The 22125-nt window shown below is 66.5% G+C and carries 23 protein-coding genes; 8 read left to right on the plus strand and 15 right to left on the minus strand.

Annotated elements, in window-relative coordinates; translation table 11 throughout:
• The first annotated feature begins 5 nt into the window (after positions 1–5).
• Genes ACYVB7_RS01090 through arfB form a run of 3 tightly spaced genes read left to right on the plus strand, consistent with a single transcriptional unit; the run spans position 6 to position 4604 of the window.
• On the plus strand, positions 6–1094 hold the full coding sequence (locus ACYVB7_RS01090) for a cytochrome-c peroxidase (RefSeq protein ID WP_460504706.1): 1089 nt from the start codon (positions 6–8) through the stop codon (positions 1092–1094).
• Positions 1091–4129 (plus strand): EAL domain-containing protein, encoded by a 3039-nt coding sequence (locus ACYVB7_RS01095; RefSeq protein WP_460504707.1) that lies wholly within the window; start codon positions 1091–1093, stop codon positions 4127–4129. The genes ACYVB7_RS01090 and ACYVB7_RS01095 overlap by 4 nt, the downstream gene beginning before the upstream one ends.
• Positions 4107–4604: an alternative ribosome rescue aminoacyl-tRNA hydrolase ArfB gene (gene arfB / locus ACYVB7_RS01100; RefSeq protein WP_460504708.1), complete on the plus strand. Its 498-nt coding sequence runs from the start codon at positions 4107–4109 to the stop codon at positions 4602–4604. Before ACYVB7_RS01095 ends, arfB begins: the two co-directional genes overlap by 23 nt.
• 23 nt (positions 4605–4627) lie before the next feature.
• Here arfB and ACYVB7_RS01105 read toward each other — a convergent pair whose 3' ends face one another.
• Positions 4628–5101: a GNAT family N-acetyltransferase gene (locus ACYVB7_RS01105; protein ID WP_460504709.1), complete on the minus strand. Its 474-nt coding sequence runs from the start codon at positions 5099–5101 to the stop codon at positions 4628–4630.
• A gap of 32 nt (positions 5102–5133) precedes the next feature.
• Positions 5134–5865, minus strand: a complete 732-nt coding sequence (locus ACYVB7_RS01110) for an FMN-binding negative transcriptional regulator (RefSeq protein ID WP_460504710.1) — start codon at positions 5863–5865, stop codon at positions 5134–5136.
• A 94-nt stretch (positions 5866–5959) separates the two neighbouring features.
• On the opposite strand from ACYVB7_RS01110, the gene pdxR reads away from it, so the two are divergent.
• Positions 5960–7486 carry an aminotransferase-like domain-containing protein gene (gene pdxR, locus ACYVB7_RS01115; RefSeq protein WP_460504711.1) on the plus strand — a complete coding sequence of 509 codons (1527 nt, stop codon included), beginning with the start codon at positions 5960–5962 and terminating at the stop codon, positions 7484–7486.
• A gap of 18 nt (positions 7487–7504) precedes the next feature.
• Here pdxR and trhP read toward each other — a convergent pair whose 3' ends face one another.
• A complete protein-coding gene (gene trhP, locus ACYVB7_RS01120) occupies positions 7505–8929 on the minus strand; it encodes a peptidase U32 family protein (protein WP_460504712.1) in 1425 nt (474 codons plus the stop codon).
• A 58-nt stretch (positions 8930–8987) separates the two neighbouring features.
• Between trhP and ACYVB7_RS01125 the strand changes: the two genes are divergently transcribed.
• The 3 genes from ACYVB7_RS01125 to ACYVB7_RS01135 all read left to right on the plus strand — a co-directional run bounded on the left by ACYVB7_RS01125 (position 8988) and on the right by ACYVB7_RS01135 (position 11784).
• Entirely contained in the window at positions 8988–10232 is a 1245-nt protein-coding gene (locus ACYVB7_RS01125; protein WP_460504713.1) for an FAD-dependent monooxygenase, read from the plus strand.
• 74 nt (positions 10233–10306) lie between these two features.
• Positions 10307–11341 carry a Bug family tripartite tricarboxylate transporter substrate binding protein gene (locus tag ACYVB7_RS01130; RefSeq protein WP_460504714.1) on the plus strand — a complete coding sequence of 345 codons (1035 nt, stop codon included), beginning with the start codon at positions 10307–10309 and terminating at the stop codon, positions 11339–11341.
• Positions 11342–11352: 11 nt separating this feature from the next.
• On the plus strand, positions 11353–11784 hold the full coding sequence (locus ACYVB7_RS01135) for a hypothetical protein (RefSeq protein ID WP_460504715.1): 432 nt from the start codon (positions 11353–11355) through the stop codon (positions 11782–11784).
• A 34-nt stretch (positions 11785–11818) separates the two neighbouring features.
• Here the strand turns inward: ACYVB7_RS01135 and ACYVB7_RS01140 are convergent, their stop codons facing one another.
• From ACYVB7_RS01140 to ACYVB7_RS01165, 6 genes are all read right to left on the minus strand, one after another.
• The gene (locus ACYVB7_RS01140; RefSeq protein ID WP_460504716.1) at positions 11819–12643 is read right to left on the minus strand and encodes a phosphodiesterase; all 825 of its coding nucleotides are present in this window, start codon (positions 12641–12643) and stop codon (positions 11819–11821) included.
• Between the two features lie 11 nt (positions 12644–12654).
• Entirely contained in the window at positions 12655–13644 is a 990-nt protein-coding gene (locus ACYVB7_RS01145) for an ABC transporter ATP-binding protein (protein ID WP_460505107.1), read from the minus strand.
• A gap of 58 nt (positions 13645–13702) precedes the next feature.
• Positions 13703–14503 carry an ABC transporter permease gene (locus ACYVB7_RS01150; RefSeq protein WP_460504717.1) on the minus strand — a complete coding sequence of 267 codons (801 nt, stop codon included), beginning with the start codon at positions 14501–14503 and terminating at the stop codon, positions 13703–13705.
• A gap of 4 nt (positions 14504–14507) precedes the next feature.
• Positions 14508–15317 carry an ABC transporter permease subunit gene (locus ACYVB7_RS01155; RefSeq protein WP_460504718.1) on the minus strand — a complete coding sequence of 270 codons (810 nt, stop codon included), beginning with the start codon at positions 15315–15317 and terminating at the stop codon, positions 14508–14510.
• A gap of 19 nt (positions 15318–15336) precedes the next feature.
• Positions 15337–16347, minus strand: coding sequence for an ABC transporter substrate-binding protein (locus ACYVB7_RS01160; RefSeq protein ID WP_460504719.1), 1011 nt, complete (start codon positions 16345–16347; stop codon positions 15337–15339).
• Between the two features lie 70 nt (positions 16348–16417).
• Positions 16418–17416 carry a LacI family DNA-binding transcriptional regulator gene (locus ACYVB7_RS01165; protein ID WP_460504720.1) on the minus strand — a complete coding sequence of 333 codons (999 nt, stop codon included), beginning with the start codon at positions 17414–17416 and terminating at the stop codon, positions 16418–16420.
• A gap of 270 nt (positions 17417–17686) precedes the next feature.
• Between ACYVB7_RS01165 and ACYVB7_RS01170 the strand changes: the two genes are divergently transcribed.
• Entirely contained in the window at positions 17687–18016 is a 330-nt protein-coding gene (locus ACYVB7_RS01170; RefSeq protein ID WP_460504721.1) for a thioredoxin family protein, read from the plus strand.
• A gap of 68 nt (positions 18017–18084) precedes the next feature.
• Here ACYVB7_RS01170 and ACYVB7_RS01175 read toward each other — a convergent pair whose 3' ends face one another.
• From ACYVB7_RS01175 to kynU, 6 genes are all read right to left on the minus strand, one after another.
• Positions 18085–18492, minus strand: a complete 408-nt coding sequence (locus ACYVB7_RS01175; RefSeq protein WP_460504722.1) for a hypothetical protein — start codon at positions 18490–18492, stop codon at positions 18085–18087.
• A complete protein-coding gene (locus tag ACYVB7_RS01180; protein ID WP_460504723.1) occupies positions 18489–18872 on the minus strand; it encodes a nuclear transport factor 2 family protein in 384 nt (127 codons plus the stop codon). The genes ACYVB7_RS01175 and ACYVB7_RS01180 overlap by 4 nt, the downstream gene beginning before the upstream one ends.
• 58 nt (positions 18873–18930) lie before the next feature.
• Entirely contained in the window at positions 18931–19350 is a 420-nt protein-coding gene (locus tag ACYVB7_RS01185) for a hypothetical protein (protein WP_460504724.1), read from the minus strand.
• A gap of 30 nt (positions 19351–19380) precedes the next feature.
• A complete protein-coding gene (locus ACYVB7_RS01190; protein WP_460504725.1) occupies positions 19381–19794 on the minus strand; it encodes an SRPBCC family protein in 414 nt (137 codons plus the stop codon).
• Positions 19795–19855: 61 nt separating this feature from the next.
• Entirely contained in the window at positions 19856–20716 is an 861-nt protein-coding gene (kynA, locus tag ACYVB7_RS01195; protein WP_460504726.1) for a tryptophan 2,3-dioxygenase, read from the minus strand.
• 14 nt (positions 20717–20730) lie between these two features.
• Positions 20731–22056, minus strand: coding sequence for a kynureninase (kynU, locus tag ACYVB7_RS01200; protein WP_460504727.1), 1326 nt, complete (start codon positions 22054–22056; stop codon positions 20731–20733).
• Between the last annotated feature and the right edge of the window lie 69 nt (positions 22057–22125).

Below are 22125 nucleotides of genomic sequence, written 5' to 3' on the forward strand. Positions count from 1 at the left end.
ACTACATGGGCACCACCGTTTCCTCTCACCTGTGTGATCCGTGCGCGAGTCCCTCCCGCTCGCCATGGCGCTGGGTGGTGGGCGGGCTGGCCTTGTTGTTGTTGGCGGCATTCGGTTTTCGGAATGTGGTTCACGACTGGGAATCGTTGTACCCCGTGGGCGCAGCGTCTCCCGCACGTTCGGTGAATGAACTCGCGGGCCAAGCGGCACCGTCGGTGCTGCCCCTGCCGGTTCAAGCACCTGCCTGGGGTCCCAAGGAAGAGCTGGGACGCCGACTGTTCCACGAACCTCGCCTGTCGGCTGACAGTTCCCTGTCGTGTGCCAGCTGTCACCCGTTGGAGCGAGGTGGGGCCGATGGGCGTCGCGTGTCGGTGGGCGTCAACGGGGCCTTGGGCAAGTTCAACGCCCCCACGGTGTTCAACGCCATGTTCAACGCGGCCCAGTTCTGGGATGGGCGGGTGTCCACCCTGGACGAGCAAGCCGGTGGTCCCATCGTCAACCCGGCGGAAATGGCCGCACAGTGGCCCGACGTGCTTCAGCGTCTGGCGGCCGATGCTTCCTACCGCCAAGCCTTTCTGGCGGCGTTTGGCACCGCCACCCCGCAGCAGTCACAGGTCACCCAGGCGCTGGCGGCATTCGAGCGCACGCTCATCACGCCCAACAGCCGGTTTGACCAGTACCTGATGGGCGAGCGTCAGGCGCTCAATGAGCAGGAATTGCGGGGCTACCAGCGGTTTCAGGACCTGGGCTGCGTCAGCTGCCATCAGGGCCGGGGCCTGGGGGGCAACCTGTTCCAACCGTTTGGCGTGATGCTCACCCCCCAGGCGTTGGCCCGTTATGGCGGGGACAACCCAGGGCGTTACGCTGTCACGGGCTTGGAGCGTGATCGGGGGGTGTTCAAGGTGCCCGGCCTGCGCAACGTGGCGCTGACGGCACCGTACTTCCACGATGGCAGCGTGGCCACGTTGGAAGAGGCGGTCTGGGTCATGGGCCAGGCCCAGCTCGGGCGCGATTTGCCGCGGCAGGCCGTGGACGACCTGGTGGCCTTTCTGCGCACCCTCACCGGCCAGTGGCAGGGTAAACCACTGCAGTGAAACTCCACCCCATCTTCCCCGCTGGACCTGTGGGCCTGTTGCGCATGGTCGGCGTGCTGGTGTGCCTGGCGGGGATGTTGGTCTGGGTGTTTTTCAAGGCCGAGGCCATTGATCCTGAGCAGCATGAGGCCCACGAACGCTGGATTCACCAGGTGCAGGACCTGGACGCGCGAACCGACCGTGAAATGCTGGCCATCCGCCTGGAGCTGTCCCGTCACTACGACACCCTCACCGGCTTGAACGCCGAGTTGCAAGCGCAGATGAACCGCGTGGTCCCGTGGCCCGACCATCTGGACGCGGAGGTCCGCCAATCACTGGACAAGGCCTTGGGCGAGCTGGCTTCCAAGGTGGGTGACAAGGGACAGTGGGTTGACGAGTTCAAGCGGCACCATGCGGTGCTGCGCAACTCCTTGGCGTACTTCCCGGTGGCGGTGGGCGAATGGCTGACGCAGGAGTCCGAGGGGCGGTTGGCGCGGTGGCGGACACCCGTGGAGCGCTATGCCCGCGCCATCCTGGTGTTTGCCCACAGCCCGGGGCCCGCCAGCCTGGCACAGGCCGAGCAGGCCCGCCAGGCGCTGCTGGGCCCAGGGGGCGAGCCCCTGGCGGCGGTGGCCCACCTGGTGTTGCACGGGGACCAGATCGTGCGCCGCTCGGCCCAGATTGACGACGTGGTGCGACGCAGCTTCGACCTGGGCACCGTGAACGCCATGGACCGTTTGCGGGCGGCGTACGACCAGGCGCACGCCCGTGTCCTGCTCCGCGTCAAGCTGTACCGCTGGGCCATGTACGTGTTGGGTCTGGTGCTCACCGGCTACCTGGGGGTGATGTTCTCCCGGCTGGAGCGCGCCCGGCAGCGGCTGGCGGTGGCCCACGACGAAATCCGCGAACGGCTCAGCGCCCAGGCCGCCACCGAAATGCAGTTGCGCCTGCATTCCACGGCGTTTCGCAACTCGCACGACGGCATCATCCTCACCAATTCGCAGGGGGTGATCGTGGACGTCAACCCGGCGTTCACCCGCATCACCGGCTGGGCCCGTGGCGAGGTGGTGGGCCGCAACCCCCGTGTGCTGCGCTCGGGACGACATGACGAGGCGTTCTACGTCAGCATGTGGCAAAGCATCCGACACACCGGCACCTGGTCGGGTGAGGTGTGGAACCGCAACAAGTTTGGCGAAATCTATCCCGAACTGCTGTCCATCTCCTCGGTGCGCGATGAGTCCGGTCTCATCACCCACTACGTGGGGGTGTTTTCCGACATCCGGCGCATCAAGGCCCAGGAAAGCCAGCTCACCAAAATGGCGTATTACGACGCCTTGACCGATCTGCCCAACCGCGTGCTGCTGGCCGACCGGCTGGCGCAAGGCATGGCGCAGACCCGCCGCGCGGGCAAGCTCATGGCGGTGGCCTACCTCGACCTGGATGGCTTCAAACCCGTCAACGACACCTGGGGCCACGAGGCCGGAGACAAGGTGCTGGTGGAGATTGCCCGCCGCCTCAAAGGCGTGCTGCGCGGTGGGGACACCGCTGCCCGCATCGGGGGCGACGAGTTCGTGGTGCTGTTCCTGGGGCTGGAGGGCGGCCATGACAGCCAGGTGGCCTGCCAGCGGGTGCTGGATGCCGTCTCCCAGCCCATGGCCGTGCTGCCCGATCCGGTGCAGCTGTCGGCCAGCCTGGGTGTCACCCTCTACCCGCAGGACAACGTCGATGCCGACCAGCTGCTGCGCCACGCCGACCAGGCCATGTACCTGGCCAAGCAGTTTGGCAAGAACCGCAGCCATGTGTTCGACGCCCACCACGACCGCGAGTCCCGCACCCAGCACGACGTGGTTCAGCGCATGAACCAGGCCCTGGACGAAGGCGAGCTGGTGCTGTACTACCAACCCAAGGTCAGCCTCAAGACCGGCAAGCTGGTGGGGTGCGAGGCCCTCATCCGATGGCAGCACCCCGAACGCGGCATGCTGCTGCCGCTGGACTTTTTGCCCTACATCGAGGCGGACGAACTCAGCTGCCGTCTGGGCAACTGGGTCATCCGCCAGGCGCTGCGGCAGCTGGCGCAGTGGCGGCACAGCGGCTGGATGATGAACGTCAGCGTCAACATCTCGGGGCGCCATTTGCAGTCGGCCGACTTTCTCCAGGACCTTCAGCAAGCCCTGGACATGCAGCCCGATGTGCCGCCTGCCTGCCTGGAGCTGGAAATCCTGGAAACCACCGGGCTGGAAGACGTGGTCAAGGTGTCCGAGGTCATGGAGGCCTGCCACCGCCTGGGGGTGTCGTTTGCCATTGACGACTTTGGCACCGGCTACTCGTCGCTCACCTACCTCCAGCGCCTGCCCGCACAGACGGTGAAGATCGACAAGAGCTTTGTGAAAGAGGTGCTCAAAGACCCCAACAACCTCGTCATCGTGCACAGCGTCACGCAGTTGGCCCGCTCGTTGCTGCGCAACGTGGTGGCCGAGGGCGTGGAAGACGCCGACCAGGGCCGTGCCCTGCTGCAAATGGGGTGTGACCAGGCCCAGGGCGACGGCATCGGCCCCGCCATGCCTGCCGAGCACCTGCGGGCCTGGCTGGACGCCTGGCACCCCCCTTCGTTGTGGTTGCGGCTGGGGCGGAGCACCTGGGGCGAAGCCGTGTACCCCATGCTGCTGGCCGAGGTGGAACACCGCAGCTGGGTGGCCCACCTGGCCCACGCCATCGAACACGACCTGGCCCCACCGCACGAACACCTGGACAACAGCCACACCTGCCGTTTTGGTCGCTGGTACGACCAGGTGCCCCACACCTTTCCCGCCCTGGCCACCGACCCGGTGTTCCACGCCATTCGTGAGCCGCACGAGCGCGTGCATGCGCTGGCTGCCGAGATGGACCGGCTCTGGCGCGACGGCCTGGTGCGCCAGGCCCAGGCCAAACTGCCCGAGGTCCGCGTGGCGCGAGACGCCGTCCTGGTGGCCATCCAACTGCTGGCCGAGCGCCATGGCACCCGTGCTGACCTGCCGGGCGCGGACAATGCAGCGCATGTCCGATATCCCGCCCCCTGAGTCGTTGGCCCCCGCCTGTCCGGCGTCCGTGGCCCCGCCGCGGACCGAAGGCCCTGCTGCATGGTGGTCGGGCTGGTTGGCCCGCCTGCTCCAGGAGGTGGAGGTGTCTGCCGTGCGTGCGCAGGGGGCTGGGGGGCAGAACGTCAACAAGGTCTCCAGCGCCGTGCACCTGCGTTTTGATGTGCACGCCTCGACCTTGCCCGACGACGTGAAGCAGCGCCTGCTGGCCCTGCGGGACCACCGCATCTCCCAGGAGGGTGTGGTGGTCATCAAGGCCCAGGCCCATCGCAGCCAGGACCTCAACCGCGCGGACGCTTTGGAACGCCTGCAGGCCCTGGTTCAGTCCGTCGCCCGTGTGCCCCGGGTGCGGCGGGCCACGCGGCCCACCCGGGCGTCGCAGCAGCGGCGCCTGGCAGGCAAAGCCCAGCGTGGCGCCGTCAAGCGCCTGCGCGGCGGCCCCTTGCCCGGGGACTGAACCTGCCCGTCACTCCCGCCGTTTCAGAGCAGTTGCCGGTACTGGATGAAGCCCGAGCGGATGGCCACCCGGTCGTACAGCTGCCGGGCCGTGGCATTGCCCTCCTGGGTGAGCCAGTGCACGCGGGCGCAGCCGCGTTGGCGTGCGTCCTGGTACACATGCTCAATCAACGCCCGCCCCACGCCCTGGCCGCGCACCGACTCGTGTGCAAACAGGTCTTGCAGGTACATGTAGTTGCCTTCTGTCCAGCAACTGCGGTGTTCGATGTAATGCACCAGCCCCACCACGGTGCGACCGTTCGGACCGTCCTGCTCGGCCAGCGCCACGTGCATGGGTTCGGCGGGGTCCATCAGCCGTTGCCAGGTGAGGTGCGACACCGCGTCGGGCAAGGTGGTTTCGTAAAACGTCAGATACGCCTGCCACAGCGGCCACCAGGCGGCCTGGTCGGCTGGGGTGGCGGGGCGAATGGTCACGGCGGGTGGGGTGGGTGGGGTCATGGTGAATGCCAAGGGGTGAAGGACGGGGTGGGTCAGGCGGACGGCAGGTGCTGGGCCACGAGGTTGGCCATGGCCTGGGCCGGGTGGGTGTGGGGTGAAACCTGGGCCAGCAGGCCCTGGTGCACGGTGTGGCGGTCGGCCACCGGGCGGTTCTGGCTGACCTTCCATTTGCCTTGCAGCCGCTCCACGCACACCTCCACGCCCACAATGGCCCGCAGCAAACCGCTCAGGTAATCGGCAGGGGCGTCGGCCACCGCCCAGGGATGGGCTTGGTGGCGTTCCTGGGCGTGGGTGAGGGTGCTCAGCTGGGCCATCAGCCAGTCGGCGTCGTTCACCAGCCGGGCCCGGCCCCAGGCATGCACGGTGGCGTAGTTCCAGGTGGGCACCACCCGCCCGCCCGCGGCCTTGCTGGCGTACCACGAGGGGCTGATGTAGTGCTGCGGCCCCTGGAACACCAGCAGGCACGGCAGGCCGCGTGCGTCCTGGGCCATGGCCTGTTCCAGGTCTTGCACCCAGGGGTTGTTGCGTGCCACGTGGGCTTGCAGGGTGCCCAGCGGGGCTGCGGCGGCGGTACCCGCGTCGGCGTTGGCATCGGCGTCCGTGGTCGCCAGGGCAAAGGGCACCAGATTGGCCTCCAGGTCGGGCCAGGCGGTGGCTCCGTTGGCCGCAGGGCGTTGGGTGATGACGGTGGCCAGGGGGTGTTGGCGCATCAGGTCGTGCAAGACCTCGGTGCGGGATTCTTCGAAGGGGGCGGGCAGGTACATGGCGGTGGGGGATGCGCGTGCACCCAGTGGGCGGAAGGAGCTTCAAGGTTAAAGTGCAGCCGTCTGGGGTTTGGAACCACGAAGGGAACATGTTTTGGAACCACTGATTGTCGTGGCCCCGGTGGCCGACCTGTCCGGTGTGCTGGCCACGTTGGGGCCCGCCGGGCGGGTGCGTGGGGTGCCCCGTCAGCAGCGTCTGCTGGAGCTGCTGCGCCAGGCCTTGCGCGAGGGGCGCTGGGCGGCGGGCACGCGGTTGCCAGCGTCACGCGAGTTGGCGCAGCGCGAGGCCATGGCCCGCAACACCGTGGTGCACGCCTACCAGCAACTGGTGGCCGAGGGGTGGCTGCTGCCCGGCCCCGGCGGCACGGTGGTGGCCCCCAGGGACACGACCCTGCTTTCGCCATTGGCTGAGGATGACAAGCCCCCGCAGTCGGGCCTTCCCCCCGGTGTGGCGGGCCGATTTTCCCGCCGGGCGCAGGCGCTCATGGCCCCGGTGCGCGAGGGCGGCAGCGAGTTTCTGCCCTTTGCCCCCGGGTTGCCCGACCTCCACGCCTTTCCCTGGCGCAGCTGGGCGCGCCATGTCCAGCAGGGCTGGGGCGAGGTGGGGGCACGCCAATTGGCCTATGCCTCGGACGCGGGCGACCCCGAGTTGCGCCAGGCCATTGCCCAATACCTTCGCGCCCGCCGAGGGCTGAACTGCACGCCCGAGCAGGTGTTGGTGACCTCAGGTGCCCAGACCGCGCTGGACCTGTGCGCCCGCATGCTGGCCGACCCGGGCGACACCGTGTGGATGGAGCACCCCGGCTACCCCGCCGCGGCGGCCATGCTGCGCACTGGTGGCTTGCGCCTGCAGCCCGTGCCGGTGGATGCCGACGGCCTGGTGGTGGACCCCGAGCGCTGGCACGGCCAGCCGCCCCGGCTGGTGTTTGTGTCGCCCTCGCACCAGTACCCCATGGGGGCGGTGCTGTCGCTGCAACGGCGTCAGGCCCTGCTGGCGCTGCTGCGTGGCACCGACGCCTGGGTGATCGAGGACGACTACGACTGGGAGTTTGTGCACAGCGGGCGGCCCCTGCCACCGCTGCAACGCCTGGACCCGCAAGCGCCGGTGGTGTACGTGGGCACCTTCAGCAAGGTCATGGCTCCGGGGCTGCGGCTGGGCTACCTGGTGGTGCCGCCTTGGGCGGTGGAGCCCATGTCGCAAGGCCTGCGTGGGGTGTTTCGCACGGGCCAGCAGGTGGAGCAGCGGGCATTGGCCCGTTTCATTGCCAGTGGGGGCATGGCCCGGCACCTGCGGCGCATGGCCCCGCTGTACGCCCGCCGCCAGCAGCTGTTGCGCCACGAACTGGCGCAAGCTTTTGGTGCCGCCGTCACCGTGTGGGGCGGGGCCGCTGGCATGCACCTCACCCTGGTGTTTGCCCAGCCGGTGGACGACGTGGCCGTGGCCGAAGCCGCCGCTGCCCTGGGCGTGAGCGCCTCACCCCTGAGCCGCTACGCCTTGCCGGAGGCCAGCGGGCCGGTGCAGACCGGCCTGGTGCTGGGCTACGGCGTGGCCCCTGAGGGCATGATGGCCTCGCTGGTGCAGCGCCTGCACCGGGCGTGGCAGTCGGTGGTGGCGCGTTGAGGATGGAGGGCTGAGGGCTTACAGAATCCGCGCCACCAGCGCCCCGCGGGTGGCGTCTTCCTGGCCGTGCACGGGAATCCACACCCGCATGGGGTTGCCTGCGGCCACCTGCACGGGCTCGCCGTCGGCGTTTTTCATGGTGTCCAGCTTCACCAGGCGGTTGCCGCTGGGGTGGATCACCTCAATCGTGTCGCCCACGGCAAAGCGGTTCTTGGTTTCGATTTCGGCCCAGCCGTCGGCCACGTTCAGCACCTCGCCCACGTACTGGCTGTGCCGGGCCTGGGAGCCGCCGGTTTCGTAGTTCTGGTAGTCCTGCGAGGGGCGGCGTTCCAGAAAGCCGCTGGTGTAGCCCCGGTTGGCCAGGCTTTCCAGCTGGGCAACCAGCTCGGGGTTGAAGGGCTTGCCCGCCACCGCGTCGTCGATGGCGCGGCGGTAGATCTGCGCCGTGCGCGTCACGTAGTACTGGCTCTTGGTGCGGCCCTCCACCTTGAGTGAATCCACCCCGATCTGCACCAGCCGCGCCACATGCTCCACCGCACGCAGGTCCTTGCTGTTCATGATGTAGGTGCCGTGCTCGTCTTCCATGATGGGCATCAGCTGCCCCGGGCGCTCAGCCTCTTCCAGCAGGTACACCTGGTCGGCTGCGGGGTGGCGGGGGCTGCCTCCGCAGGCGGCAAAGGCGGTTTCGGCCTGCTGCTGCTCGGCGGCAAAGTTGAAGTCCTGGCCCAGCGCCGTGGCGGCGGCGGGCATCACGTCGCCGCTGTCGGTTTCCTGGGCGGCGCTTTGTTTGTATTCCCAGCGGCAAGCGTTGGTGCAGGTGCCCTGGTTGGCGTCGCGGCGGTTGAAGTAGCCGCTCAGCAGGCAACGGCCCGAGTAGGCGATGCACAAGGCGCCGTGCACAAACACCTCCAGTTCCATGTCGGGGCATTCGTTGCGGATGGCTTCGATCTCGTCCAGGCTGAGTTCGCGCGAGAGGATGATGCGCGTCACCCCCACCTTCTGCCAGAACTTCACTGCCGCGTGGTTGGTGGTGTTGGCCTGCACCGAGAGGTGGATGGGCACGTGGTCCCAGGCCCCGCTGTGCATCTTGTCCAGCACCATCATGATCAGACCGGGGTCGGCCATGATGATGCCGTCGGGCTTCATGGCCACGATGGGCTCGATGTCGCGCAGGTAGGTGCGCACCTTGTCGTTGTGCGGCAACAGGTTGCTGGTGAGGAAGAACTTCTTGCCGCGCTGGTGGGCTTCGTTGATGCCCTGGGCAATTTGCTCCAGGCGGAACTCGTTGTTGCGGGCGCGCAGCGAGTAGCGCGGTTGACCGGCGTACACGGCGTCGGCCCCGAAGTCGTAGGCGGCACGCATCTTGGCCAGCGAACCGGCGGGCAACAGCAGTTCGGGCGCACGGGTCGGGGTGGTGGCGGGGGTGGCAGGGGTGGCATTCATGCCCGGTATTGTCCGTCGTCAAGACTTTGCTGTCAGGTTCGCGCCAGAATGCCCGCCCATGAACAAACAGCTGTTGATTGCCGGGGGTGGCATCGGGGGCATGGCGCTGGCGCTGGCCGCGTCGCGCAACGGAATCCAGACCGATCTGCTGGAGCAGACGGCCGAGTTCTCCGAAGTGGGGGCGGGCATCCAGCTGGGCCCCAACGCCGTGCGTGTGCTGGACGACTGGGGCCTGATGGAGCCCCTAAAGGCCGTGGCGGCCTTTCCCAACGCCTTGCGCGTGCGCGACGCCCACGACGGCAACGTGCTCGGCGAAAAGCTGCTGGGTGAGCTGGCCCGCGCCCGCTACGGCCAGCCCTACGCCACCATCCACCGTGCCGACGCCCTCAACCTGCTGGTGCAGGCCGTCAAACAGCAAAGCAACGTCACCCTGCACCTCAAGGAGCGCGTGCGCAGCGTGTGGGAAACCCCCGAAGGCGTGGCCGTGCACACCGAGTCGGGCCGCAACCTCGAAGCCGGTGCCCTGGTGGGCTGTGACGGCCTGTGGAGCGTGGTGCGCCGCCATGTGATGGCCGGGCCGCAGGGCCTGGTGCAGGGTGGTGAGCCACCCATCGACATCGCCCCCCGCTTCTCGGGCCATGTGGCCTACCGCGGCATGGTCAAGCAGGCCGACCTGCCCGAGGCCCTGCGCACCCACGTGGTCACCGCCTGGCTGGGGCCGCGGCTGCACGTGGTGCACTACCCGGTGCGCCGCGGGGCGCTGGTCAACATCGTGGCGGTGGTGGAAGGGCGGCAGACCAGCAACCCCCAAAGCTGGTCGCACGAGGCCAACCGCGCCGACCTCATGCGCGCCGTGGGCCCGGTGCACCCCATGCTGTCGGGCATGTTGGACGCGGTGGACCTGTGGAAGCTGTGGCCCTTGAACGACCGCCCACCCATGACTGGCCCCTACGAACACGCCCAGGGCAAGGTGGCCCTGGCCGGTGATGCCGCCCACCCCATGCGCCCCTACCTGGCCCAAGGCGCGGCCATGGCGCTGGAAGACGCCTGGACCCTGGGCCAGCTGCTGGAGCAGGCCCACGCCCGCCAGCCCGATTCCACCCTGGACTGGGCCGCGCTGTTCCAGCGTTTTGCCCAGGCGCGCTGGCGTCGCAATGCGCGGGTACAGTCCAACTCCATCCGCAACGGGCGTGCATTCCACGCCGAAGGCTGGATGCGCCTGGCCCGCAACGCCACCATGGCCTTGATGGGCGACCGCCTGCTGGACAAACCCTGGCTGTACGAAGGGCCGCCAAAGCCCTGAAATTCATAGCAGTCATCGCTTGTAATGAAAGCGGTAGAGGCCAATTTGGTTTCAAGTTTTTCGGAGACAAGACCTTGACCGCATACCCCTCATCGTGCCGCCGAGCGTGCACGCTGGCCCTGGCCGCCCTGAGTTTGGCCGCCCCGTGGTGCGTGCCTGCCCAGGCCGCCGACGCCCCTGCTGCCACCGGCAGCGCCGCCACGGCACCGTGGCCCACCCAGCCGCTGCGGCTGGTGGTGGGTTTTCCGCCCGGCTCCTCGCCCGACATCACCGCCCGCACCCTGGCCGAGCCCTTGTCGCACGCCCTGGGCCAACCCGTGGTGGTGGACAACAAACCCGGCGCGGGCGGCAACATCGGGGCCAACGTGGTGGCCCAAGCCACCGACGGTCACACCCTGGGGCTGATGATCAACGGCAACCTCACCATTGCCAAAGTCCTCAACCCCAAGGTGCCTTACGACCCCTTGAAAGACCTGGCCCCCGTGTCCCTGGTGGCCACCGCGCCGCTGGTGCTGACCGCGCCCGCCCACCTGCCCAGCGGGGCCGCCGCCTTCTTTGCCGCCGCTCGCCAAGGCGGTGGGGCGTGGAATTACGGTACCCCGGGCGTGGGCACCATGGCCCATTTGGGGACCGAGCTGCTCAAGGCCCGCGTCGGCCTGGGTGCGGTGCACGTGCCTTACCCCGGCAACCCGCAGGTCATCACCGGCTTGCTGGGCGGGCAGACCCACATGGCCCTGCTGCCCCCCGGGCTGGCCATGGCCCAGGTCAAGGCGGGCCGTTTGCATGCCATTGGTGTCACATCGGCCGGGCGCAGCAGCCTGGTGCCCGACGTGCCCACGCTGGCCGAATCGGGCGTGGACGGGCTGAAGGGCTTTCAGCTGGAAATCTGGAACGCCGTGGCCGCCCCGGCCCGCATGCCCCAGGCCCACATCCACAAGGTGGCCAGCGCATTGGTGGACATCGTGCGCAAGCCCGACATGCGCCAGCGCCTGTTCAACCAGGGCTGGCAGGTGGTGGGCACCTCGCCCGAGGGGCTGGCCAACCGCATCCAGGCGGACACCGCGCAAATGACCACCGTCATCCGCTCGCAGAACATCCAAGCCCAATGAAAGGCTGACCCATGGCCGTACCCTGGTGGACCCTGGCCAAGGCGGTGCCCTGGTCTGATGTGATTGAGCACGCCCCCGCCGTGGTCAACGCCGCGCGCAAGTTGCTCAAACGCAAACCCGGCGACCACGCGGGGGGCGATGCTGGCGAGGGCACCACCACGGTGGCTGTCCCGGTGCCCGATGCGGCCACGCCGCTCACCCCGGCCGAACTCAGCACCCAACTGCACGCGGCCCGCACCGAAACCGCCCAGCTGCGCACCCAACTGACCGACACCCAGCAACTGTTGCAGGAACTGGCCGAACAACAGGCCCGCGCCCTGGCCCAGGTGGAGGACCAGCGCACCCAGCTGGACCGCCTGCGCCGCCACCTGCTGGCGGTGGCCGTGGTGGCCGCTGTCAGCACGGTGCTGGTGGTGGGGTTGCTGGTGAAGGTGCTGGGGTGAACGGGTTGGGGTGAATGGGGGAGGGGCCCGCCACTCAATCGATCAACTGCCCGTCCATGTGGAAGGGGTAGGGCCCTTCGAACGTGCCGCTTGCGGCGTTGTGGGTGACCAAACGGCCTTTTGGCGGCAGTGCGTGCAGGCAGTAGCCCGGTGGCTCCAGCACCCACCTGGAAGCGGCATCCGGTGCCACGTCCAGACACACTTGGTGCGCGGTGGAGGGTGCCGTGGCCGCCACGGTTCCGCCGAAACGGACCTGGATGGCCCGATGCAAGTGGCCGCAGATGATGCGCTCCACATTGGGAAACTTGGACACCAGTGACTCCAGTTCGGCGGCACCTTCCAACAGGCCAATGTCGTCCATGTGGCCGATGAGGGTTTCAAACGGTGGGTGGTGCATGGCCACGACCACGGGGCGGTCTGCATGCTTGCCAAGCTGGTCGTGCAACCAATCCAGACGCTCTGCGCACAGGCGGCCAGCGCTGGCCCCAGGGTCCACCGTGTCCAGCGCAATCAGTTGCAAGCGGCCAATGGAGACGCTGTACTGCACAAAACCCGAGGCGCCGAGGTAGGCGTGATCGGGAAAACTATGGCGCAGCTGGTCACGTTCGTCATGGTTGCCGGGCAGCAAATACACGGGCACTGAAATGGGGGCCAAAAGCGCCCGCAAATGGGCGTATTCAGCCGCCCGCCCAAAGTCGGTCAGGTCGCCGGTGATCACCACGGCATCCGGCTGTTGAGGCAGGCGGGCCATGCTGCTCACGGCTTGCCGGAGGTAGGGCGCGGTCTCGATTCGGCCATACGCCAGGCGACCCGGTTCGCGGATGTGTGGATCGGACAGTTGCAGCAACAAGGTGTTCATGGGGGTGTGGTTCAAAGGACTTCAGGGCCAGGCAGAAACCGGTCTGGCTGGATGCGCAAACCCACCAGGTCTCCCACGCGGGCCGGGTGGTCGCGGACCACATCTGCTTTCAGGGGCGCCTGGTCGGCCAGCGTCAACGTCAACTCGACACGCTCACCCAGGAAGCTGCGCCGCGAGACCGTTGCCTGCCCCCACCCGGCAACGGGGGGGCCCACTTCAATGTCTTCGGGGCGAACCAGAATGCCCTGGTGCTGGCCCCAGGCGGGCGAACAGCTCAGCTCCAGGCCCCCGAGCGGGAGGACATGGCGTGCGCGTGCGGCATCGTCCCGCTCCAGGCGGTTGACGCGCCCGAGGAACGTGGCCACGAACGGGTGTTCAGGCGTTCGGTACAGCGTTTCACCATCGCCCACCTGCACGATCTGCCCGCCTTGCATCACCGCCAGCCGATCGGCGATGGCCAGGGCTTCCTGCTGGTCGTGGGTGACAAACACCGCCGTGATGTGCAGCCTGCGCAGCAGCTCGGCCAGTTCGTCTCGCAACGACTCTTTGAGCTTGGCATCCAGGGCGGCCAGGGGCTCGTCCAGCAGCAACACCTTGGGCCGCACCGCCACGGCACGGGCCAGGGCCACACGCTGCCGTTGCCCGCCGGAGAGTTCGTGGGGGCGTTTGTTTTCCAACCCCTTCAGGCGGACCAGGTCCATCAGCTCGCCCACCGTGCGGCGTTGTTCATCTTTCGAAACGCCCCGGATTCGCAGGCCGTAGCCGATGTTGGCCTGCACGGACATTTGCGGAAACAGCGCATAGCTCTGAAACATCATGCCGATGCTTCGCTTTTCGATGGCCATGGCCGTGACGTCGTGGCCACCAAACAGGATGCGACTGCCCGCATCGGGGGTCTCCAGCCCTGCGATCAAGCGCAGCAGCGTGGTCTTGCCGCAGCCGGAAGGGCCCAGCAGGGCCAGCACTTCCCCGGGGGCAATGGTCAGCGAGGTCCGCTTCAGGCCCTGGGTGCCGTCCGCGTAGGTTTTGGCTCAATCGTGAATGTCCACGCGTGCTCGTTCAAGTTCCATGGTGTCGTCCGATCCAATTCCCAATCCACTGCAAGCCCCACAACACGGGCAAGATCACCAGCAAAAAAACCAGGGTGTAGGCCGAGCCGACTTCAATCCGCATGGACGCATAGCTGTCGGCCAGCCCCACGGGCAGGGTGCGGGTGAGGGGGGTGTGCAGCATCCACGTCAGGTTGAACTCACCCACAGACAGCGTGAACACCATCAGGCTGCCGGCCACAAGGGCGGGCAGCACCGCCGGGATCAGCACGCCCATGAACCGCTGCCCGAACGTGGCCCCCAGCGAGCGTGCAGCCTCTTCCAACGCAACCAGCTCGTGGCGGCGGAATGCGGCCCCCACCGTGCGCACCATGAAGGGCAGCGTGAACACCAGGTGCCCCACCAGAACAAAGCCAAAGCTCTGGCGGAACCCGCGCAACTGCCCGTACGCCAACACCAGCGCGAGGGCCGAGGCCAAACCCGGCACCGCAACGGGCAATGTCAGCAGCTCTTCAAACAGCCGCGCCCAGCGAGACGGGCTGCGGGCGAGCGCATAGGCCCCGGGCACGCCCACCAACAGACAACCGACAACGCATGCCAGCGCAATCGACAGCGAGGCGGTGATGGTGCTGCCGTACGTGTCCAGAACCTCGCTCAACCAACGCAGGGTCAGACCGCTGGCCAGCCCCGTGCTGTAGTTGTTGACCAAGCCCGCCAGCACCGACAGCCCGATGGGCGCGAGCATGAAGAGGCTGACCAACGCCGTGAGGGCCAGCAAGAGCACAGGAACTTGACGTGGTGAATGGCCCATGGCGTCAAGCTCCTGCAGCGTTCAGGCCTGTCACGCGGCGTGCCAGGAACAGGCTCAGCCAGGTGATGAGTCCCAGCGTGATGGACAAGCTGGCCGCCAACGCAAAGTTGGCGTAGTTGGTGAACTCGTTGTAGATGGTGATGGGCAGCACTTCAAACGTGCTGGCCAGTGTGAACGCGGTTCCAAACGCACCCATGGAGGTCGCAAACACAATGGCGCCACAGGCCACGGAGGTGTTGGACAGCTCGGGCATCCACACGTCCTTGGCCACTTGCCAGCGGGTGGCACCCAGGGAGCGGGCCGCTTCTTCCAGCTGGGCATCCATGGCACTGGCCGCGGCGGTGTACGTGGAAATGGCGCGAGGCAGGGAGAAGTAAAGGTAGGCCAGGAACAACCCCGTCAGCCCATACGCAAAGGTCACCCGGCCCAACCCCAACCATTCGGTCAAGTCGGCCACCAGGCCTTGGCGGCCTCCCAGCAAGATGATGAAAAAACCAATGATCACGCCGGGAAAGGACAGCGGCAGCGTCAGCAGCGAGAGCAGCAATGCCCTGCCCGCAAACCGATGCCGCGCCAGCGTGATGCCCACCAGCCCCCCCAGCACCAGGGTGACCAGGGTCACCGCCAGCGACAGCCCCAGGGTGTTGAGCAGGCTGTGCAGATACCGGCCGTGGGTCAGCACCGCGAAGTAGGTGCCCCAGCCTTGCGCGGCGGGCAGCACAAACAGCTGGGCCACCGGCAAGAGCCAGAACGCGAAGAAAAAGGCCACAGCAGGTGCCAAGCAGGCACCCAACAGGCGTGAGTGGGATGTCATGCGGGCACCTGCAGGCCGATCACTGAACGTCTTTCAGGTAACGGTCCGAGAACCCTTTTTGCACCGCGGCCATCTTGCTGTAGTCCACGCTTTTGGCGCGGGCGTATTCGCTGGCCGGCAAAAAGCGGGACTGGGCCTCCTTGGACAGGGCCGAGGCGCGCACCGGACGGAGGTAGGCATTGGCCCAAATGGCCTGGCCCTCGTCGGTCAACACGAAGTCCAACACCTTGTTGGCATTGGCGGCATTGGGCGAGTTGGCGACCTTGCTCATCACGTAAGGCACCACCAGCGTGCCTTCGGCAGGGATCACGAACTGAACGTTGGCCTTGTCCTTGTACTTCGCGCGGTAGGCGTTGAAGTCGTAGTCGAGCAGGATGGCAATTTCGCCCGACAACACCCGGGCGTACGACGTTTGCTTGGGGACGATGGGTTCGTTCTTCTTGAGCAGTTTGAAGTACTCAATGGCCGGCTCGAAGTTGTCCAAACTGCCACCGCGGGCTTGGTTCACGGCCACGGCACCGACATACCCCACAAAGGCAGAGGCCGGGTCCAGGTAACCCACCAGTCCCTTGTATTCGGGTTTGAGCAGATCGGCCCAAGACTTGGGCACCGCCTTGCCCTTGAGGGCATCCACATTCACCATGAAGCCCAGGGTGCCGGAATGGATGGTGAACCAGTGGCCCTGCGGGTCTTTCAAGCCCTCGGGAATGTCTGCCCAGTGGGCGGGCTTGTAGGGGGTGACCACCCCTTCTTTCTGCGCCTGGATGGCGAAGGTCACGCCCAGGTAGGTCACATCGGCCACCGGGCTGGCCTTTTCGGCCACCAGTTGCGCCAAGGACTGACCGGAGTTCTTGTTGTCAGGCGGTACGGTGATGCCGGTTTTATCCTTGATGGCCTTGAGCTGGCTGGCCCAGTCGGCCCACTCGGGCGGGCAGTTGTAGCAAATGGCGTTCTGCGCGAACGCGCTTGCCCCCACCATGCCCAGCGCCAGAACGGCGGCACGGGCCAGGCTTTTCAGTGATGTACGCATAAAAAATCCTTCGGTTGAAGTGAATTGGGACGGGGGAAACGTGGCTTCTTGTGGTGGAAACAGCAGGGAACTAGGGGGTGGCCGATGCGCACGATTCCCCCTCTCGAAACCCGCAGTCCAGCAACCGGCTGGCGCTGGCTGGGAGGGGATGGCCACCGCTCAAGGCATTGACCAGCAGTTCGACAGAAAGGCTGCCCATGTCGGTGTTGGGCTGGGTCACGGTGCTCAGCTTGGGGAAGAGGTCCTCTCCCAAGGCAATGCCGTCAAAACCCGTGATGCTGATGTCGGCAGGCACTTGCAGACCCGCCTTGCGGGCGGCCCGAATGGCCCGGATGGCAATCAAGTCGTTGGAGCACACCAGCGCCGTGGGCCGATCGCCCTGACGCAGAAACTGCAAGATTTCCTCCACGGCGGTCTCCACAAACGGGACCTCCAGGAACAGCGAGTCGTCCAGCCCCCGCTCTTTCATGCCCCGCAGGAAGCCGATGCGCCGTTGCTGCGCTCGGTCTGACACCGCCAAATGCCCGGTGATCAGCGCAATGCGCCGATGGCCCAAACCGGCCAAATGCGCCACCAACTGGCGCATGGCCAACTCGCTGTCCACGGACACGCAAGGGTGGTCGGGGTGGCGGTTGTAGGCCAGCACATACGGCAACTGCGTGGACTTCAGGCGCACCAGGGCTGCCGATGTCGATGGATCGGACACCACCAGCACCACGCCATCGACGTTGGCCGCCAGCAGTTGGTGCACCGCTTGCTCTTCCTTTGCCAGGTCGTAATCGGTGGTCAGGGGCAGGATGGCGTAGCCATGTGCTCGGGCCGTCAACGCAATGCCGGACAGGCACTCCGCAAACACCGGGTTCAGCAGGCTGGGCAACACAACGCCCAGCACTTTGCTTTTTTGCATGCGCAAGCTGCGGGCGCTGCCGTTGGGCAAGTAGCCCATGGCGCTGGCCGCACGGAGCACGGCCGCCCGAGTCTCGGCATTCACCTTCTCAGGCAAATTGAACACCCGTGACACGGTGGCAATGGACACCCCGGTCTGTTCAGCCAGCTGCTTGATACCCACGAAAACACTCCAAGTGGAAACGTTTTCATTAGGCCCGCCGAACGTGATGTTTTGATGACACCCCCGGGTGTCCTCCCGCTGCATCCACGGGGTGGGGCTCTTCGGGCTTCCCTGGCCCATGCGGTCCGCCAGAATGGCAGGCATGTCCTCTGCCACGTCAGCGCACCCCATCCACCCCCACCGCCAGCGCCGCGTTTGCCGTGCGCCTGGCGATGATATAAAAACAGTAGCAATGATCTCAGTTGTAAAAAGCGCTGGAGGCCATTTTTAATGAACACCTCAACCCAGCCCTACCTGAGCGAAATGGAAACCCCCTCGCGTGCCGAGGTGGACGCGCTGCCGGGCCTCACCCTGCTGGAATTTGGCACCAGTTGGTGCAGCCACTGCCGCGCCGCCCAACCCGCGCTGGCCCAGGCGCTGGCTGCTCATTCACCCCTGCGCCACCTCAAGGTGGAAGACGGGCCAGGCCAGGCCCTGGGCCGCAGCTTCCGCGTCAAGCTCTGGCCCACGCTGGTGCTGCTGCGCGACGGGCAGGAAGTGGGCCGGGTGGTGCGCCCCACAGCGGTGGGGGAGGTGGCGGGGGTGTTGAGGATGGGGTGAGGGGATGGGAGCTCAGCCAAGAGATGCAGGCCATGTGTCGCATCCCGGACGCATGGCGGTGCTTGGGGTCACGTGGCTGCAACGACGATGCTTGTGAGCAACATGGTGGCGACAATGGGAAGCCAGAGTTGACGCTCGCGACGGCTGGGTGAAATGGCATTGGCGATGCAGCCAAGTGCACAGTAGGCCACCGCGACCCAAACCACCCAGGGCGGCAGCCCACCAGGCATCAGAACTTGAAATCCAGCTCGCGCAAGCACGACCCAGCAGAACAAGCCCAGCAGCGCGATGGACACCAAAGGGATGAGCCTGACCGCTCCGGGAAGGCGCCCTCTCCAGCGTCCGCCGAGTGTGAACTCGCCCCATGGAGCACCCAGTGCAAGGGCAACCTGAAAAAGAACTGCAACACTGGAAGCAATGGCAAAGATCAGTGCCGCGAACTTTGCGATCACCTGGAACCCCACGGGTACGCTCAACTGATGTCCGTGATTTTGGAGATGGTTCCGTCTTGGAACTCGAACTCCGAACGGCCAGAGAAGTTCAGAACCTGCCCCTTTTTCAGCCCGTTGGGCAGGTCGGCCGCCACAACGGCCCGAAACGCGATGGTGGCAACCGCCACAGGGCCTTGAATCTCGAAAGACGCTATCTGCTGATGTCGCTCCGAGAACAGCGATAACGATTGCTGGGCAAGGGCTCTGAGTTCGTCCATTCCATTGGTGCTCGCATTCACTGCGCCGGCTGAAATGTTCTTGAATTCCACCTGCGGATGAACACACAAGAGCATGTCGTCAACATTCTTGCTGTTGTACGCGTCAATGTAGCGGTCAACGAGGGAGCGAATATCACTGGGACTCAATGGACACCTCCGGGAAGTGATGCATCACACTGCGAATGCAGGGTTGGGAGCGGGCGCATCAATGAGCGCCATTTGTTTTGCGGGTTGGAGACGGATTTTTTGACTCATCCTTCACGACTTCCCGGTCGTGTTCGGCAATGAGTTCTTTCAGTTGCCGTGCCAAATCGGGAATGTTGGCGTCGTCCGCTTCGATGTCCAGAAGCAACCCGTCCACTTGGCTTCGGCTGAGCCGGTTGCTTCGCCACTTTCGTTGAAATCCACCTGCCGCGGCGATGCTGCTCAACGCGGCGGCACAGGAGGTGAGAAGCGCGGCCCAGCCCACGGATGTCGGTGACAGCTGCAACAGCCCGCCCGCCGCAATGCTGCAAAGGATGGCCCCGTAGGTTGCGGTGTAGTGCGCGACGCTCCATCCCTTTTGTCCTTTGTGGAACCATTCGCGCCACTTTTCAGCTTCTTGCTTGAGCATTGCCTTGTCCATGCGTCCTCCCTTGTCATGACTTGCGCAGCCTCAGCGACCGCACATTGACTTCACATGCCGCCCAAAGTTGTCCAGGATGGCCTGCCAGCCGTCGCGCTGCTGTTCTTCGGTGTGGGTGGTTTCTGCGTCGAACGTGACGCGCACCGTGACGCCATCGGCCTCGTCCGTGAACTCGACGCGGGCATTGCGCTCGCCAAAGGTGTATTCGATGAGCTGGTGCGGAATCACCCGGGTGTAGGTGCCCGCGAAATCGAAACCGGCGGAGCCGTCCTTGGCCTCCATGCGCGAGCAAAACGTGCCACCCGGGCGCAGGTCCACCGTGGCGGCGGTGGTGTGCCAGTCGTTGGACGCGGCATTCCAGCGTTGGATGTCTGCGGGCGTGGTGTAGGCCGCCCACACGTCTTGGATGGGGGCGGCGACCCGGGTTGTCACGGTGATTTGCATGGTGGTCTCCTTGCGCTGGACGCAGCGCGTGGAGGCCACTGTAAACGCGCCTTGCGCGCTTTCAAAGCTCTGTGCGCAGCTGCCACAGCTCGGGGAACAGCACCACGTCCAGCATCTTGCGCAGGTAGTCCACGCCGCTGGTGCCGCCGCTGCCGCGCTTGAAGCCGATGACGCGTTCCACCGTGGTCACGTGGCGGAAGCGCCAGAGGCGGAAGGCGTCTTCAATGTCGGCCAGCTTTTCGCCCAGCTGGTACAGCGCCCAGTGGCGCTCGGGGTCGCGGTAGACCACCAGCCAGGCGTCTTTCACCTCGCTGCTGGCGGTGTAGGGCTGGGTCCAGTCGCGGTTGAGGTGGCTGGCGGGCAGGCTCAGGCCCTGGCGGGCCATGAGTTGCAGCGTCAGGTCGTACATGGACGGGGCTTGGTAGGTGGCCTGCACCGCGGCCAGCCGGTCGGGGTGGTGGGCATGGGGGCGCAGCATGGCGGCGTTTTTGTTGCCCAGGCTGAATTCGATGCAGCGGTACTGGTGGCTTTGGAAGCCGCTGGAGTTGTCCAGGTAGGGGCGGATGGCGCTGTACTCGGGCGGTGTCATGGTGGCCAGCACGTCCCAGGCGTGCACCAGCTGTTCCATGATCTTGCTCACGCGCGACAGCATCTTGAACGCCGGGGGCAGGTCGTCGGCGGCCACATGCCGCATGGCGGCGTGCAGTTCGTGCAGCAGCAGCTTCATCCACAACTCGCTGGTCTGGTGCTGCACGATGAACAGCATTTCGTTGTGGTTGGGGCTGAGCGGGTGCTGGGCGCTGAGGATGGCGTCCAGGCCCAGGTAGTCGCCGTAGCTCATGCTGCGGCTGAAGTCGAGCTTGGCGTTTTCGGCGTGGACGATGGCTTCGGAGCCGTGCATGGGGCATTGCGGGGTGGTCATGGGGTGGCGTCCTTTCAGGTCACGGCGTGTTTCTGGTGGAAGCGGGGGTCTTGCCATTCACCGCTGTCCAGCACCTGGCGCAGGTGTTCCACGGCGTTCCACACGTCTTCAAAGCCCAGGTACAGCGGGGTGAAGCCAAAGCGCAGGATGTCGGGCTGCTGGGCGTCACCCGCCCGGAAGTCGCCCACCACGCCGCGGGCAATCAACGCCTGCACGATGGCGTAGGCGCCGGAGCTTCGGCTTAAACACACTTGCGAGCCGCGGCGGGCGTGGTCCCGCGGGGTGACCAGGGCCAGGCCGTGCCCGGCGCAGCGCTGCTCCACCAGGGCAATGAACAGGTCGGTCAGCGCCAGGCTTTTGGCACGCAGCGCGGCCATGCCGCCCAGGGGTTCGGCGGCCAGCAGGGTGTGCACACCGCATTCCAGCGCGGTGAGGCTGAGGATGGGCTGGGTGCCGCACTGGTAGCGGGCGATGCCGGGGGCGGGCTGGTAGTCGGGCGTGAACTGGAAGGGCGAGGCATGGCCCCACCAGCCGGACAGCGGTTGCCAGAAACGGTCCACATGCCGGGGCGCAGCCCACACAAAGGCGGGGGCGCCGGGGCCGCCGTTCAGGTACTTGTAGCCGCAGCCCACGGCAAAATCGGCCTGCGCACCGCTCAGGTCCACGGGCACGGCCCCGGCGCTGTGGGCCAGGTCCCACACGGTGAGCGCGCCCACGGCGTGGGCGGCGGCGGTGATGGCGGCCATGTCGTGCATGGCGCCGGTGCGGTAGTTCACGTGTGTGAGCATCAGCACGGCCAGGTCAGACCCGGCGGTGGCAATGTCCGCGGCCACGGCCTCGGGTGCGCCGTCGTGGTCCATCAGCCGCAGCTCCAGCCCGCGTTCGCGGCACAGGCCTTCGGCAATGTAGAGGTCGGTGGGGAAGTTGCTGCGTTCGCTCAACACCACCTTGCGCTGGGGCGTGCCGGCTTTTGCGGCGTTGTCCGCGGCGATGTGCAGGGCCGCACTCAGCACCTTGAACAGGTTGACCGAGGTGCTGTCGGTGGCCACCACCTCACCCGGGCCGGCCCCGATGAGGCGGGCGATCTGGTCGCCCACCTTTTGCGGTAGGGCAAACCAGCCCGCGGTGTTCCAGCTCTGGATGAGGTCGCGGCCCCATTCCGCGGTGACGGCCTGGGCCACGCGGGCCGGGGTGGCCGCAGGCATGGCACCCAGCGAGTTGCCGTCCAGGTACAGGGTGCCGGGCGGGATGGAGAACTGCTGGCGCAAGGCGCGCAGCGGGTCGGCAGCGTCCAGCGCACTGCAGTGCGCTTGGGTGATGGGGGTGTTGATGGAAGTCATGGCCGCGAAAGTTAGCACCGGCTTTTGGCCCGCGGTGTCGGTTAATAGCGACACCGGGTGGGGGTGTTT

It is taken from the genome of Hydrogenophaga soli (assembly GCF_054777695.1).

Excerpts from the sequence above, each read along its gene's own strand:
- ACYVB7_RS01090 (WP_460504706.1), top strand. The coding sequence starts at position 6 with ATGGGCACCACCGTTTCCTCTCACCTGTGTGATCCGTGCGCGAGTCCC.
- arfB (WP_460504708.1), top strand. The coding sequence starts at position 4,107 with ATGTCCGATATCCCGCCCCCTGAGTCGTTGGCCCCCGCCTGTCCGGCG.
- ACYVB7_RS01105 (WP_460504709.1), bottom strand. The coding sequence starts at position 5,101 with ATGACCCCACCCACCCCACCCGCCGTGACCATTCGCCCCGCCACCCCA.
- ACYVB7_RS01110 (WP_460504710.1), bottom strand. The coding sequence starts at position 5,865 with ATGTACCTGCCCGCCCCCTTCGAAGAATCCCGCACCGAGGTCTTGCAC.
- trhP (WP_460504712.1), bottom strand. The coding sequence starts at position 8,929 with ATGAATGCCACCCCTGCCACCCCCGCCACCACCCCGACCCGTGCGCCC.
- ACYVB7_RS01125 (WP_460504713.1), top strand. The coding sequence starts at position 8,988 with ATGAACAAACAGCTGTTGATTGCCGGGGGTGGCATCGGGGGCATGGCG.
- ACYVB7_RS01135 (WP_460504715.1), top strand. The coding sequence starts at position 11,353 with ATGGCCGTACCCTGGTGGACCCTGGCCAAGGCGGTGCCCTGGTCTGAT.
- ACYVB7_RS01140 (WP_460504716.1), bottom strand. The coding sequence starts at position 12,643 with ATGAACACCTTGTTGCTGCAACTGTCCGATCCACACATCCGCGAACCG.
- ACYVB7_RS01150 (WP_460504717.1), bottom strand. The coding sequence starts at position 14,503 with ATGGGCCATTCACCACGTCAAGTTCCTGTGCTCTTGCTGGCCCTCACG.
- ACYVB7_RS01155 (WP_460504718.1), bottom strand. The coding sequence starts at position 15,317 with ATGACATCCCACTCACGCCTGTTGGGTGCCTGCTTGGCACCTGCTGTG.
- ACYVB7_RS01160 (WP_460504719.1), bottom strand. The coding sequence starts at position 16,347 with ATGCGTACATCACTGAAAAGCCTGGCCCGTGCCGCCGTTCTGGCGCTG.
- ACYVB7_RS01170 (WP_460504721.1), top strand. The coding sequence starts at position 17,687 with ATGAACACCTCAACCCAGCCCTACCTGAGCGAAATGGAAACCCCCTCG.
- ACYVB7_RS01185 (WP_460504724.1), bottom strand. The coding sequence starts at position 19,350 with ATGGACAAGGCAATGCTCAAGCAAGAAGCTGAAAAGTGGCGCGAATGG.
- ACYVB7_RS01190 (WP_460504725.1), bottom strand. The coding sequence starts at position 19,794 with ATGCAAATCACCGTGACAACCCGGGTCGCCGCCCCCATCCAAGACGTG.
- kynA (WP_460504726.1), bottom strand. The coding sequence starts at position 20,716 with ATGACCACCCCGCAATGCCCCATGCACGGCTCCGAAGCCATCGTCCAC.
- kynU (WP_460504727.1), bottom strand. The coding sequence starts at position 22,056 with ATGACTTCCATCAACACCCCCATCACCCAAGCGCACTGCAGTGCGCTG.